This window comes from Citrobacter sp. Cpo221, from assembly GCF_030332345.1.
In the GTDB taxonomy this organism is placed as follows: domain Bacteria; phylum Pseudomonadota; class Gammaproteobacteria; order Enterobacterales; family Enterobacteriaceae; genus Citrobacter; species Citrobacter portucalensis.
The window spans coordinates 257,087-272,780 of record NZ_JAOWIA010000029.1 but is presented as its reverse complement, the minus strand read 5'-3'; the positions used below and the strand labels follow the sequence as shown (position 1 = coordinate 272,780).

The following is a 15,694-nucleotide window of genomic DNA, read 5'->3' as shown; positions in this document are numbered from 1 at the left end:
CCAACAACTCAATGTATTAACACATGCATAACAGGAATGTAGACGAGGGTTATATATGAACAAAGTTTACAGCATTATTTGGAACGCGGCGCTCGGTATCTGGGTGGTCGTTTCTGAATTAACCAAAGGAAAGAAAAAAAGCAGCTCGCGTAAAACGGTTGCGGTATTGGCAGCAACGGCATTACTCAGCACCTCTCCGCTTGTTATGGCGGATGAAACTGGCGATCATGATATTTCCGTTGATTATAACAATGTTGTTATTCAACCGGGCACGAACGACGACATCCACAATGATGGCTTCCTCTACAAGAACGCCACTAACGGTGCAGTGTTAAACGTCACTGGCGCATTGCCGAAAATTGAACAAGGCCAAACCGGGCTGGTCGAATCAGCCACTATTGAGCAGTTGCTAGAGCAAAAGAAGATTACGCTCACGGCGAACATTGGGGGCGTTAGCACCCCGATTACCGAAGTTGAAGATCTGAAAAAGTATTACTTCAACCAGCCATCAACGACACCTTCGCAAGATAAAGAAATTCCTATCATCGATCCTGCATTAGAAACCCCTGCGGCTATGCAGGTCTACAACACCGATGAACTGGTTCGCTATCTGACCGAAACTCCGTTAGATGGCATAACGTTAAATACCTATGACTCAACCCTTTCTAAAATCTACAACAACTTTGGCATTGCGCAGGCCAGCGACGGTTCGACGGCCAATCTGAACATTGGTAACGATCAGAAAAATGCCCGCGATGCAGAAAACACCATCAAACTCCTTGCCAAAAATAGCGCCTTGCTTGAAGCCAGCGGTACAGGCAGCAAGGTTAACTGGATTTCCGATAACTACATCTCTTTTGGCGCCGCCCCCGTCGTCCCGAACGAAACCTTTAACGGTTCTCAGACAATGGACCAGTTCGGCAAAGTATTGACTATCGATACCTACGGATACGATAGCAACGGTGATGCAGTGAAAACCGGCACTCAGGAGTTTGATATCACCAATACTCAGGAACTGGGCGATCTTAACGACTGGCTGCTGGGCGAAAGTGATGCAACGGTTTTAAATTCGCAGGGGCAAAAGGTCAGTCAACTTCAGCTGATGCTGGATGCCAATCGCGGCACGATGTCGCTCAAAGACGTTGAAGATTGGTATGCGGATCTGATTAGCAGCGTTTTGCAATCCGATACCGTAACCGGCTCGGTTGATTGGCAATACCAGGTCTGGAAGGATGGTAAAAGCCATACCAATAACGCCACGATCGGTAATACCGAGCTGCACGCCGTATACGCGCATGGCGCGGGTGCGACCGGCACTGTGACCAAAGATTCTGTGCTGGCGGTAGATGGCAGCATTAATGGCGTGATGAAAGGCGCAGATGGCGCTGTCATTACTAACCAGGGTTCCCTCAACGCACTGCGTACTTCCACAGGCCACAGTCTGGCGATTGGTATGCTGGCGGAAAATGCTACGGCAACCAACACCGGCACCATCAACTCCGGTTTGTTCATCGATAAAGATAGACGACAGGCTGTTAATAGCTACGGCGCTATCGGTATGCAGGGCAAAGGGACCAGTACTGTCACCAACGATGGCATCATAAACCAGGCTGTCACAACAGGTAACTATGGTACCGCCTCTGCGGCCAACCCGTGGGATACCAATACCACGGTAACAACGCCAATTACGCTGGCCATTGGGATGCTGTTGTCAGGAGACTCAACCGGGGTTAACAACAAAACGATCAATGTGGTGGACGGTAACGCCAACGGCACCTCCTTCGGGAAAGGTACCGCTTATGGCGTTGAAGTGGCTGAAAATGCCAATTTCACTAACAGTACTGACGCCACGATTTATCTCGGTCGTGATGGTTCTAACACCGCACAGGATGTCGAATTGACTGGCGGCGCTAACCTCAGCGCAGGTATCCATGTGCGCGGCGCAGGGACTGTGACTAACGAAGGGAAAATTACCCTCGGAACCGGCGTACGTAACGCAGCTGGCTTACTGGTCGCTGGTGCGAGCGGGAATGTTATCAACTCCGGCGAAATCTCAGTTAATGGTGCGACATCCGGACTGTCAAACTACGGGATGTCGGTGCATAACAGCGGCGCAAATGCTGGTCAAACTATTCGTAATGACGGCCAGATTAATGTTAACGGCAAAAGTAATATTGGCATTCATGTTCGTGCAGGCAGCTCGGATGCCAAAGTCACCACCAGCCAGGCCGGTCAAATTACAGTGAACGGTGAAGGTAGTACCAACGAGCGTAACTACGCTATTTGGGTTGAAGGCTCCGCTGGAAAGCAGGCGATTGCGGATATCTCTTCCGGTATTACGCTGAAGGGCACCGGGGACATCGGGGTGCACGTTCGTGGCAGTGCGACGGCGAATATCAATAACGACAGTAGCCCTGTATTTAACAGCACCGACCAGATAGGCTACTTTTTATACGGCTCCAATGCTGTCGCTAACATTGGCAAGACGGAGATGAATGATAATGGTCAGGTTAATACCACTATCTTCCGTGTTGCTGAGGGCGCCAAATTTGCCGGTAACAGTAAGGACCCCGTGAGCGGAGCTTACTCCGATCTTAAACTATCACTCAGCGGTAACAACTCTGTTGGTGTACTGGGTACAGGGAAAGGTACTGACGTTGTCACCGGTGAAGCGACATTCAACATTGGGGGGATGGGCGCAACTGCCATTGTGATTGAAGGCGGCGCAAGCGGTAATATTAGCGATAAAACCATCATCAATTTGACCAGTGTAGGAACCACTGCCGGGATTGTTGACGGCAAGGGGCATAATTTAAACGGCTCCGAACAGGGTAAAACGGTGGAGACAACCCTCACCTCTGATGCCAGCATTACCTCTGAAACCAGCGGCAACAAGGTTATCGCCTATGTGGCGAGGAATCTGGGTAACCTGATCCTCAACACCAAATCGATTATCGATCTGGACAGCGTAAACAGCATCGGCGTTGATGTGCAAGAAGGCGGGAGCTTAACTAACAACTCTTCCAGCGCCCTGCATGTCAGCAACGGTATTGGCGTACTGGCTTCAGGTGACAGCGCCCAGATAAAAAGACTGGGCCAGGTAGCCGTTGATGATGGAACCGCAGGGGTTCTGCTGACCAATCGTGCAAGCCTGAGTATTACCGGTGATGCCGGCGATGCCATCACGACCAATGGTTCAGCAGACGGTATTCGTCTCGATACGGGAGCGGGTAAGCTGGCTGCAAAAGGTGTGACTATCAGCGCGAAAGGGACTGGTGCAGGTATTCAGAACGATGCCAACAACACCGATATCTCGCTCAATGATGTGACCATCAATGCCAACGATGGTCCGGGGATTCGGACTAGCGTGGCGCTGAACATGAACGATGGGTTGAACAACATCCTCAACGTCAACGGGAAAGGTACCGGCTTCGCTTTTGAAGAACGCAATGGCGACTCGGTAACGGGCGATCTGACCATCGGCAAAGGCTATACCATTGAGGTGCGGAACGGCGAAGGCAGCGGTATCCGCGCAAATACCAGCGGTCGTATCACCACCAATGCCGACATCAACGTGCATAGCAGCGCAGGCGGTTCGGCGATCATTGCAAAAAATATTACAGAATTGAACAACAGCGGCAAGATTATTTCTGCCAGCACCACCTCACCGGTGATTGACGCCAGCGGCGACAGTAATAAAACCATTACCAACACGGGAACCCTGCAGGCCATCAACGACACGTCCGTGGCCATTCAGTCCGGTAAAGGTAATGACACCATTGATATCAGCGGCGGTGTAACCAGTGGCGTAATCAATACCGGCGAAGGTACGGACACCTTTAACTGGCGTAGTGGCTCCTATGCGGGTGAAGTGAATTTCGCCGGTACTGGCGGCAACAATAAAGCCAACATCGGCAATGTGACGCTGGATAAAACACGCCACGTCACTACTGAAGCAGGTAGCGGAAACGCCCTCACCTTCACAGATACAAAAGGTGCGAAGATTGGTACGCTGGCAAGCGACAATCTGACCACTGGCACCAACATCGGCACCGGCTGGGATTCGCTGACCATCAGCGGCTCAAACGCGGATGTCCGCGTCGTAGAAAACCTGACGCTGGCAAGCAAAACCATCGCCGTAAACAATGGCGCAACCCTGAGCACCGGCGACCACGTCGAGCCGACCAGTACTGCAGCAAGCATTGGCGATTACAATGTTACGACCCAGGGCGCAGGCAGCCGGGTTATCTTCGATACCCAGGGTGATGCTTCAGCGGCGCAAATTTATCGCGGTATCATCAGCGGCAACGGGAAATTTGAACGTGCAGCGGGCGGCACCACGGTCTTTACCGCCAACAATACCTATACCGGCTCTACCACTATCGCTCAAACCGGTACGCTGCAGTTGGGTGACGGTGGAAATACAGGCGAAGTCAGCGCCGTGTCGAATATTCTCGATGACGGCGTACTTATCGTTAATAGAGCTGATAAAGTTTGGCTCAACGGCGTAATCTCCGGTATCGGCGCGCTGCAGCAAATCGGCGGCGGCATTACCCGTCTGAACGGCAACAACACCTATACCGGCGACACCACCGTTACCAACGGCACGCTGCTGGTGAATGGCGATCAAAGCTTGGCTAACGGTGCCACCACCGTTAGCGGCACGTCCACACTTGGCGGTAAAGGCACTATCGGCGGCAACGTACTGATGAACGATGCCACGACCCTCAGCGCCGGTGACAGCGGTGCGGGTACGTTATCCATTAACGGTAATCTGCAGCTTGGTAGCAAAACGACTTCCGCTTTCGAACTGGGTCAGGCCTATACGCCAGGCGGCGCGCTAAACGATCTGATTAACGTCGCAGGCGATCTGCAACTGGACGGGACTCTGGATGTCACCACTTCACAGGGCGGTAACTTCGGACCGGGCGTTTACCGTATCTATAACTACGGCGGCACGCTGGATAACCAGACGCTGGAATTAGGCGCGATACCGGATAGCCAGGACAAGAGCAATATTTTTGTCCAGACCTCCATCGACAAACAGGTCAACCTGGTGAACGCCAACGGCGTTACCCTGCAGTTCTGGGACGGCGCAACCGTCAATCAGAGCCACGGCGCGTCGGGCATTGAAGGCGACAACAAAATTGACGGTGGCGATGGCAAATGGATGGCAATCGGCAGCCAGGGTGATAACAACTGGACCACCGCAACCGGTGAAGGTAACGCCCCTTGGGCACAGAAGTCCTTCGCCGTCTTCACCACCAAAGGCGGTACAGTTACCGTGGACAACGCCGCGGGAGAAGTTAACTTCTCCGGGGCACAGTTTGATGCCGATGGCTATGTCGTTAAAGGCGATGCGCTTAACGCGTATGCCACCACGGAAAACGCGACCCACGCAGGCCAGACGCCGGGAACTGGCGAACTGCTGCTGCGCGTTGGCGCCGGTGGCGCGGGGCAAAACTATACCGCGACCATTGAGTCTGTTATCCGCGAAGCCAGTACTGCTGACAAGCTGACGCTGGTGAAAACCGACCTTGGCCGTCTGATCCTCAGCGGCGATAACGAGTATCGCGGCGGCACACGCATTGATGGCGGCACGTTGCAGATCTCCTCCGACAGCAATCTCGGCCAGAGCGGAACTGACCTGGCAATCAATAACGGTTCAACGCTGCAACTGGGCGCGGACCTGACCAGCAATCGCACCATTGAGCTGGGAGCGAATGAGAACGCAGCGGTATTCGATCTCAATTCGCACCACTTCACGCCAACCGGGGAGATTACCGGCGACGGTAAACTGAAAGTCACCAGTAGCTCTAGCGATGCGGGCAGCACCTTGTCGCTCGACCGCGCAAACAGCTACAAAGGCGACACAGAAATTGCCGGTACCGGAAACGCCAACAATGTGACGGTCAACGTCAGCAAAACCGGAGCCTTTGGCAGTAATGAAAGCAGCACCGTGAACGTCAATAAGGGCGCGACGCTCAATGTCAGCGGGACAGATACCAGCCTGAAATCACTGACCATGAACATCGCCGACAGCCTGTTAACGCTGGCAGATAACGTCACCGCCGCCAGTGCAATGCTGAACCTGACGGGCACGGCGAAAGCGGTGTTAACCAACAACGCCACCGCGGGCAACGCGACGGTTAACGTGTCAAAAGACAGTACTCTGGCGCTGGAAGAAAATGCCAGCGGCGGCAATGCCACCGTGAACAACAGCGGACTGATGACCTTTGCTGACCAGGCGATGGCAGAGAACACCGTCGTTAAAAACCTGGCGGGCGGTAAGGTCGATATCAGCGCAGTCGACAGCGCAACGTCTATCGGCTCGTTGTCCGGCGCGGGTAATGTCGAACTGGGCAATAAAGAACTGTCGCTGGGTAATCTGCATCTTGATGACACCATCAGCGGCATTATCAGCGGCAACGACGGCAGCCTGGTGAAAATCGGTGACGGTACCTTAACGCTGACCGGCGACAACACGTACACCGGTACCACTGACGTCAATGAAGGCGTGCTGCTGGTCAACGGTAATCAGTCTGCGGCTACCGGCCAGGTGACGGTGAAATCCGGGGCAACGCTCGGCGGTAACGGGATTATCGGCGGCGCGGTTGATGTGCTGGACGACGGCCATATTACCGCGGGTGCAGCTATCAACAGCGTGGGTAAACTGACTACCGGTTCGCTGACGCTCAGTGATAACGCACAGCTGGATTATCAGTTTGGTCAGGCTTACACCCCGGGCGGTGCCTTCAACGACTTGATTGACGTAAACGGCGATCTGACGCTTGACGGTAAGCTCAACATTGAAACCTCACCGGGCGGCAGCTTTGATGTCGGCGTTTACCGCGTCATCAACTACACCGGCACATTGACCAATAATGTGATGGATATTGCTAACGCGCCGGAAGCGGCAGACAGCCTGTACGTGCAGACATCGGTGAAAAATCAGGTCAACCTGGTCAACCACGCCGGACTGACGCTGCGCTTCTGGGACGGCACCGGCGGTGAGAATGGCGAGCTGAAAAATAACGGCGTCATCAACGGCGGCGACGGTATCTGGCAATCCAGCCAGGGTAACGACAACTGGACTACCGATGAATCAACGCCGGAAGGCGCGCTGAACGCACCGTTTACCGATGCCGCGTTTGCCGTCTTCCAGGGTGAAGCAGGCAACGTGACCGTCGATAACAGCAAAGGCGACGTCATCATTAGCGGCGCGCAGTTCGCCACCGATGGTTATCGCGTGGGCGGCGAAGCCATTACCACCGATACGGCCAACACCCTGATTCGCGTTGGCGATGGCACAGTAGACGGCGCCAATTACACCGCGACTATCGACAGCGTTATCCGTGGTACCGGTGGCCTGAATAAAGGCGATCTCGGTACCCTCATCCTCACGGGCGACAACACCTACAGCGGCGGAACGACCATCACCTCCGGGACGCTGCAGGTAGCGGGCGATACCAACCTGGGTGCGGCAGATACGGGAATTACCTTTAATGGCGGTACGCTGAAGTATGGCGAAGCGTTTGATACTGCCCGTCAGGTGACGCTGGAATCCGGAGGCGGGACATTCGACACCAACGGGCATGACGTTTCTCTGCTGACTGAAGTCGAGGGTAACGGTCAACTGACCAAAACCGGTAAAGGCTCCCTCACCCTGACGCTGGATAACACCTACACCGGTGGCACCACCATCGAACAAGGTGTTTTACAGCTGGGTAACGGCGGTGATATCGGCAGCATTCAGGGGGATGTCGTTGATAACGGCGTACTCAACGTCAATCGTGGCGATACCCTGGCGCTGACCGGCAACATCAGTGGTAAAGGCCAGTTGCATCAGACCGGTAGCGGCATTACCGAGCTGCAAGGTGAAAACAGCTACAGCGGCGCGACGTTGATCGCCAACGGCGTGTTGCAAGCAGGTAATGCCAACACCCTGAGTGCCGCATCTCACCACTATGTGGTCGCAGACACCACGTTGAACACTCAGGGTTACAACCAAACGGTAGCAGGCCTGAGCAACGGTGGCGATGTCTCGCTCATCGGTCAGCAGACTGGCACAACCTTAACCGTCAAAGGGGATTACACCGGCGAAAAAGGGACTATCAACATGGCGGCTATCCAGAATGGTAGCGGCGCAGGCATTGCCGACCGTCTGATTATCGATGGCGGTAAAGCCAGCGGTAGCACGCTGCTGGATGTCGATGGTTCTGGTCTCGGCGCGCCGACCATTGGGGATGGTATCGAAGTGGTGACAGCGCTCAATGGCGCAACCACCACCGCACAAACGTCGCGGGATGCCTTCCATCTTGCCGCCGATCGTATGGCTGCAGGTGCGTTTGAGTACCAACTGCATGCGGGTAATGCTCAAGGCCTGGGTGAAAACTGGTATCTGAGAAGTGAATACCGTCCAGAAACCATGCTGTATTCTGGCCTCGCCAGCGTCGTACGTCAGGGTGATATTAGCCTGTTGGGTAACATGCACCAACGTATGGGTGACGAGGTTAAACCGGGCATTGATGAAGACAATCGCGCGTGGGCAAGAATGATTGGCTACTCCGGCAAAACCAAACTGGATGACGCGGCCGGTACGCAAACCAGCTCCCATACCATGGGCATTCAGGTCGGCGTTGATATGTATGCTAACGAAAGCTGGAAAGCCGGGATGTATACCAGCATCCTTGATATCGACAGCAACGTAAAAGGCACGAAGACAGGCAGCGATGGCAAAGGCGGTAACATCGACGACAACGCATTTTACGTCGGCGGCTATGCTACCTGGTTCTCGGGTGACGGTATGTATGTTGATAACGTCCTGCAGTACGGTAACCATAAATCCCGCCTGGAGGCGACCGGTAACAACGGCTCGTATACGGTCAGAGGCAACACGCTGACGGCGTCGACAGAGGTAGGTAAATCGTTCCGTTTAGGTGCCAGCGCATGGAGTCTGGAACCTCAGGCTCAGTTGATCTACCAGTACAGCGACTTTGATAACAGCACGCTGGATGGTGTGACCCCAACGAAAGTGAAAATGGATACCGCGGATTCCTTTACCGCGCGTCTGGGCGTGCGTCTGGTCGCTGACTATGACACCAACCATGGCAAATTCCAGCCGTACGGCAGGGTTAACGTCTGGCAGGGTCTGGGTTCAAAAGACAAAACGCACTTTAGCAATGCGGTAGCCACCACCACGCTGGAATCTTCACAGCAGTACTCCAGCACTGAAGTTGCAGCCGGCCTGTCATGGTCCATCGACAGAAACCTGCAGGTCTACGGTGAGCTGGGTACGCAATTCAGCAACGGCGACAGTAAATCGCAGGTAGAAGCGCCGGTCAATGCCTCTATCGGCTTTAAGAAATCGTTCTAAGCAGACATAACTCACCAGCCCCCTGTTCTGCAGGGGGCTTTTTTTTGCCGTTCAGGGCCGCCTGATGCGCTACGCTTATCAGGCCTGCAGACTTAACAGCAACGCGGAACAACCAAGGGGGTTGGGAAACGTGAAAAGGAGGGATTAACGATTATATTGTGCTAAGAGTGAAGGGATCTCTTCTGCCAGCACCGGGGGAGAAATGAAAAAGCCTTGAATTTTGTCACAACCAATCTGCATCAACCGCTCCAGTTGGGACTGGGTTTCCACCCCTTCGGCAAGAACTTCAATGCCAAAATTATGCGCCAGGGAAATAATACCCTCAACAATCTTTGTTGATCGGGTGTCGGGCTCAATACCGGTGACAAATTCCTTATCAATTTTTAAGGTATCAAAAGGATATTTCAACAGGTAATTAAGATTAGCATGACCGGTTCCAAAATCATCAAGCGCAAGCTTGACCCCTATCGCCTTTAATTCCGTCATATTTTTAGCCGCAATCTGGCTGTCACACAGCGGTGACGTTTCCGTGACCTCTATTTGGCATCGATGGACCGGCAATCCGGAAGTGGCAAGATTTTGTCTGACGCGTTGGGGTAACAGAGGATCGCAGAATTCAAGCGCGGAAATATTGACGGATAATACAATGGGGTCAGGCCAGGAAGTTGCAACATCCCACGGAGAGTGAGTAACCATATCTTCAATGGAAATAATATTGCCGCTATCTTCCAGTAAGGTAATAAAAACATCGGGAGAGATCATACCCATCTGAGGACTATTCCAACGCATTAATGCTTCAAATCCGCTTATACGCTGAGCATGCAAGTTGAAAATAGGTTGATAAACCATATAAAGTTGACTGGTATTCAAAGCCTTTTCAAGCGCAGTTAGCACCTCATTGGAATTAAACATTCCCCTCTCCCTCTACAAATCATAAAATTAAAAACCAGTCAAAATCACTCCCGAATTGTATCTACTATTAGGTGTATCACATCAGAAAAGAATGGTCAGGTTAGGGTAAAAAAGACATACGATGGGTAAATCTGACAATTAACTTATTTAAATCAGAGGTATTGATCAGGCCAAGCTTGGCGACGACTCTCATCTTATGTGCCTGAATCGTTTTATAGTTCAGGCTAACTAACTCAGAAATTTCTTTGGCTGTATAACCACTTACCAGTAAGTTCAGGATCTGCTGTTCTCTTTCGGTTAATCTCTTCTGCGAACGATACAGTCGGGGGTTCCATTTCCCGACTGATAATGTCGCCAATTGACCAAAATCACGCAGTGAAGATTTTTCAGTCAAAACTATTGTTTTTTCGACATATAATAACTCTACGCATAATTTCGCCACCAAACTATCAGCAACAATCACCACGACGTTATTATAAAATTTGAATCGGTTTTTATTCAAAAACTGAACAATGTCTGAACACGCTTGTTCATTATCAATGATATTAAAAACCATGGTTTGATGCTGGCATAATGATGACTGATGCAACATATCCTCAAACTGGAATGTTTGTATCGGTACATGTTTGCTGGTCAGGTAGGCAAACATACCATTGCCCACAAAATTATCACTGCCACACATCAACATCCTGTTCACCGTTCCTTATAAGCTTCTAATCTTGTTACTCATTAAAAATTTAATAATGATTTTCTCGACTTCAGTCTCTTCACGACGATTTTTAAAGTCGAACTCACATGAAATCTGATGACAGGAATACAACTGATTATCCTCATCAAATTCATTGATCGGGACGACATCGATCACTTTTAAGTCCAGTTGTAAACTGCCAAAGGTATCGAAATCCAGAGATGCATTTTTAATCGCCGCATCTTTATAAAGAAAACGGGCGTTTACATCTTTAACGATTAACGCACAACCCCCTGCGAGATATTTTTAATCTTGAGAGAGTAGTTTTCTCCATTTTTGTAACGACCAAAACAGAAAAAGTCATAACCCTTCAGGAATGAAAAACGCTGATTTTGTCTCTGCTGGGCAAAGAAAATCATATCCGGGATGAAGTAGGATAATCCTGCTTCCGCACCTGCTGACGAGGTTTGTTCGAACCTGGCACTAAATTTTACAATCCCGCTTTCGCTGTGCAGGATAAAGTATTGGACCTTTTCAGGAACAATATCTCCGTGTCCGGAGATGACAAACCGTTCGAAATCAACCTTCTCTAACTGCGTGATAACGCTACTGTCTCCACACAGGATTTCCAGTTTCGTTTTCTTATGAAGCTCTTCACGAAGGATAGCGATGATTTCAAACTTGTCTTCCTTTGCTAAGCCAAAGCTCATTCTAAAACCCTTATTTCCATATTTAAGATATGTCCCGCCTTTGGTTACTCACAAAACGCGAGATCAGCATCCACCCCTGGTGCTTAATTACCATAGTGGATTCCATGTCAAACAGTTGGTTAAAAATTAAGTTTTTAACTATCTTTAGTCATTTATTGATACGTAAAAACATTTAATCAGGATTAATTCTAGCTTAAGACATGCCTAAAACCACGCGAACTTGTTGATTAACTATAACAAAAATGAATAACAAGCTTTTTTGAGATATGATTTTGAGATAACAAATAGCAAGAATTGTACAGAAAAAAATAGAGAAAAATGGAGCTTTTATGGCCGGAAGACTACGCAGTATGCGGGTTGCCGCGCTTTCACAGGAAGGAGGAAAAATGCTTACAGCACTATATCATTAATCAGGGAAATAGAACTGATTAGTTATTCTTCTAAACTGAATAATCTTATATTTACAATAAATTTCCCTTAAGGCAGAAAAAAAGCCAGCATCCTGCTGGCCCGGTAAGTACCGAATCGAACTATAGTGGCTTACTATCTTACAGAGGGCACAACGTTAAAAATTCAATACTGCTGCTTAATTATTGATCGGGATGAATCTGCGATGATCATCACTGCTCCCGCCAACATTAACGTGTCTTTCAACACCAACCGTCCGGCGCCTGACAAGTACGGAAATCCGTAGTGTAAATCACCCAGTGGCATTACCCATGCCTCTGGTGTGGTTATTAAAAATGATAAGGTAACAATTGGTGTGGCAAATGCCAGAACGCCGCCAATTAATCCCAACCAACGGCTAACAGGATTAGCCAGCACCAGCAAAGCGATAAGAACTTCGACTACGCCCAGGCCATTTGAGAACGTATACGTGTTATTCGCCGTCTGCCATTCACGAGCCTGCGGTTTGAATTCACCTTCGTGGGTTAAATGTTGTTTGTATTCTTCTGGATGCTCATAAAAAAATGACATTACCGGACTATTGGCGACAAACGGCGTAATGCTGTCGGCTTCGTAAGGTACAAATTTTAATAAACCAATCCAGATAAAAACAATCGCGATACTCAAGCGAATCAAGGTTAATCCAACCCTATCGCCTTTGCCCAATATACGAAGATACTTTTCCATCCCGGCTCTCCTCACTTGTACAAAATTGCCGTTGCGTGAGTGCTGCTATCAATGCGCATTGAGGTAATTTTCCAGGAAGTCGCATTCTTTTCCTGCGCCAGTTTCGCAATGGCATCTTCCACCACGGAAGGAGAGCCAGACACGGCTGATACGCTAATGTGGGCAACCTCTGTTTGCGCTAACGCGGAAAATGTCACCGGAGCAGTCAGTAACGCAGTCATTAGTAACGTAGATTTAAACATGTTCATTTCTATTTCCATTAACGAGTTATTTCAGTGGGAATATAATAAAACATGTCACTTTATTTTATTCCATCCGTAACGCCAGAATAACTGTCAATTAGTATCAGGAATATAAAAAACAAATAAAAAAAAGCCCCACACGGGTGGGGCAAATATGCAGACTACGCTATTATCATTTAATGAGAGAAAAGAGATCGTTTAGTGATTCGCTCATGCTTGGATGGGTAAATATTTGGTCACGCAATGTGGTATAAGGTAACCCTGCATCCATAACCGTCTTGATGATATTAATCATTTCATGAGAATCCACACACAACAGCGATACGCCTAATATTTGTTTCGTTTCACTATCCACCACCGCTTTAAGAACACCACGCGTATCATTCATCACCCGCGCTCGCGGGATAGCCGCTACCGGCAACGTCACGACTTGCACCGCCGCACCGCTGGCGCGAGCCTGTTCTTCAGTCATTCCGACGCGGGAAAGCGGCGGCGTCATAAAGACGGAATACGGTACGTTTTGACGATCGCCCGTGTTACGTAACCCCTCGCCTAGCAGGTTGTCACGCACAATACGGAAGTCATCCAGCGAGATATAGGTAAATTGTAATCCACCAGTGACATCGCCCATTGCCCAAATGTTATCTGCCGATGTACGCAAATATTTATTCACAACAATGGCACCACGATCGTTTACATCCACACCCGCTTTCTGCAATTGCAGGTTTTCTGTCGCCGGTTTGCGACCTGATGCTACCAACAGCGCATCCACCGTCTGGGCCCCCTCCGGCATGTGCAGCTGTACTGCACCATCATGAGAGGAGACCGACTGCACGTTGGCATTGAGGATCAGCTCGACGCCTTTGTCGCGTAAAATGTTGGCGATAGCGTCAGCAATATCCCGGTCTTCACGAGGCAAAAACTGCGGAGCTGCTTCATAAATAGTGACTTTGCTACCAAAGTTGGCAAACATTGATGCGAATTCAACGCCGATATACCCACCGCCCAAAATGCCCAGACGCTCTGGACGTTGCGTCAAATTCAACAGCCCGGTGCTGTCAAATACGCCAGGTGTCGTGGTTAATCCCTCAACGTTTGGAATCGTTGACTGGGCGCCAGTATTAATAAAGATTTTCTCGCCGCTCAGCTCAATCTCGCCTGTTGACTGCACGACTCGCACAGTATGGTTATCAACGAATTCAGCACGACCTTCAATCACATCCACGTTTTCCAGATCGGCAAGATTATGGAAATTTTTATCGCGCAGAAAACTGACAACAGAGGCCTTGCGTTGCATTGCTTCGGTAAAGTCATGCTGAAGTTCAGCATCATGTACCAGGGTTTTGGTTGGGATACAGCCGATATTGATGCATGTCCCGCCATACATGGTGTTTGACTGTTCAATAATCGCTACCCGCCAACCCGTTTTGGCCAGTGTTGCCGCCAGCGTTTTACCCGCTTTGCCAAATCCAATAATAATCGCCTGATACTGATTCATGCTGTCTCTCCGCCAAGTCACTGTTCGTTTGATGAACTGAAATATAGCTCTAACTCTGCCTGAACAATGTATCCACAACTCGCCGATAACTGTCAGATCGTCTAAATTAGCCTTAAAGATGACTAACATTTCTAGAATGAATCATTACACTAACACTTTGAAGGTATTAATATAATAATGAAATAAAGAGATAGTAGCGTTTCAATAAACGACAACAAAAAAATGTTCAGGAGTCTCCATGGATGCCCTTAGCCGATTACTGATGCTTAACGACCCACAAGGCTCAATTGACCAAAACTGCCTACTGAGCAGGGACTGGCAACTGCCGCACGCAGCAGGTGAATTGTCCATTATCCGCTGGCATACGGTCACACAAGGTGCAGCCCAACTGGACATGCCCGATGGGACATCTTTTACTCTGCGGCCCGGTACTATCGTGATCCTGCCGCAAAACTCCGCACATCGGCTCTGCCAGTCTGGCGATGAACAAACACACATTGTTTGTGGCAGCCTTCGATTGCACGCTTCCTCACGCTATTTTTTAACTGCGTTACCGGAAGTATTGGTTCTGGCACCTGATGAAAATAGCCCTGTCAGCCATTGGCTCAAGGCCATGATTGCTTTGATGCAACAGGAATCCATGAGTACTCTGCCAGGTTCCAGTGTAGTCTGCAGTCAACAATGCGCCACACTGTTCGCCTTAGCCGTTCGCGAATGGTTAACCAAGGCGACCCCCGTTCAAAACGTGTTGAATCTACTGCTTCATCCCAAACTAGGGGCTGTCGTCTTCATGATGCTGGAGTCCCCGGCGTTTGCCTGGACCGTCGAAGAACTGGCGAAACGTGCGCATATGTCGCGGGCCAGCTTCGCGCAGCTATTTCGTGAAGTCTCAAACTCCACGCCGCTCGCAGTATTAACCACTTTACGCCTGCAATTCGCTGCCCAGATGCTGTCACGTGGGTCGCAGCCATTGGTTGTGGTGGCCGAGTCGGTGGGCTACGCCAGCGAATCGTCATTCCATAAAGTCTTTTTACGAGAATTTGGCTGTACGCCGGGCGAGTACCGCAAACGCGTGAAGGCACTGGAGGTATAACGCAGCGCCTGCTTCGGCGACCAAACCGACGCAGGCGAGCG

The 15,694-nt window shown here is 50.2% G+C and carries 7 protein-coding genes and 1 pseudogene; 2 read left to right on the top strand and 6 right to left on the bottom strand.

Annotation, left to right across the window (positions count from 1 at the left end; all coding sequences use genetic code 11):
• Window positions 1-55: 55 nt before the first annotated feature.
• On the top strand, window positions 56-9,376 hold the full coding sequence (locus OGY72_RS02440; protein WP_286546604.1) for an autotransporter outer membrane beta-barrel domain-containing protein: 9,321 nt from the start codon (window positions 56-58) through the stop codon (window positions 9,374-9,376).
• A gap of 144 nt (window positions 9,377-9,520) precedes the next feature.
• On the opposite strand, the gene OGY72_RS02435 is transcribed toward OGY72_RS02440, so the two are convergent.
• The 6 genes and pseudogenes from OGY72_RS02435 to rclA form a co-directional block, all read right to left on the bottom strand.
• On the bottom strand, window positions 9,521-10,288 hold the full coding sequence (locus tag OGY72_RS02435) for a putative bifunctional diguanylate cyclase/phosphodiesterase (protein ID WP_003831149.1): 768 nt from the start codon (window positions 10,286-10,288) through the stop codon (window positions 9,521-9,523).
• A gap of 100 nt (window positions 10,289-10,388) precedes the next feature.
• A complete protein-coding gene (locus OGY72_RS02430; protein WP_174785022.1) occupies window positions 10,389-10,970 on the bottom strand; it encodes a helix-turn-helix transcriptional regulator in 582 nt (193 codons plus the stop codon).
• A gap of 21 nt (window positions 10,971-10,991) precedes the next feature.
• A pseudogene (locus tag OGY72_RS24755) lies at window positions 10,992-11,686 on the bottom strand (flagellar brake protein).
• A gap of 573 nt (window positions 11,687-12,259) precedes the next feature.
• The gene (gene rclC, locus OGY72_RS02420; RefSeq protein ID WP_126318916.1) at window positions 12,260-12,820 is read right to left on the bottom strand and encodes a reactive chlorine resistance membrane protein RclC; all 561 of its coding nucleotides are present in this window, start codon (window positions 12,818-12,820) and stop codon (window positions 12,260-12,262) included.
• Between the two features lie 11 nt (window positions 12,821-12,831).
• Window positions 12,832-13,062, bottom strand: a complete 231-nt coding sequence (rclB, locus tag OGY72_RS02415) for a reactive chlorine resistance periplasmic protein RclB (protein ID WP_186336574.1) — start codon at window positions 13,060-13,062, stop codon at window positions 12,832-12,834.
• A gap of 172 nt (window positions 13,063-13,234) precedes the next feature.
• Window positions 13,235-14,560, bottom strand: a complete 1,326-nt coding sequence (rclA, locus tag OGY72_RS02410; RefSeq protein WP_003831143.1) for a reactive chlorine resistance oxidoreductase RclA — start codon at window positions 14,558-14,560, stop codon at window positions 13,235-13,237.
• A 238-nt stretch (window positions 14,561-14,798) separates the two neighbouring features.
• Here rclA and rclR point away from each other — a divergent pair, with 238 nt between their 5' ends.
• Window positions 14,799-15,653, top strand: coding sequence for a reactive chlorine-specific transcriptional regulator RclR (gene rclR / locus OGY72_RS02405; protein WP_048214745.1), 855 nt, complete (start codon window positions 14,799-14,801; stop codon window positions 15,651-15,653).
• Window positions 15,654-15,694 lie beyond the last annotated feature (41 nt).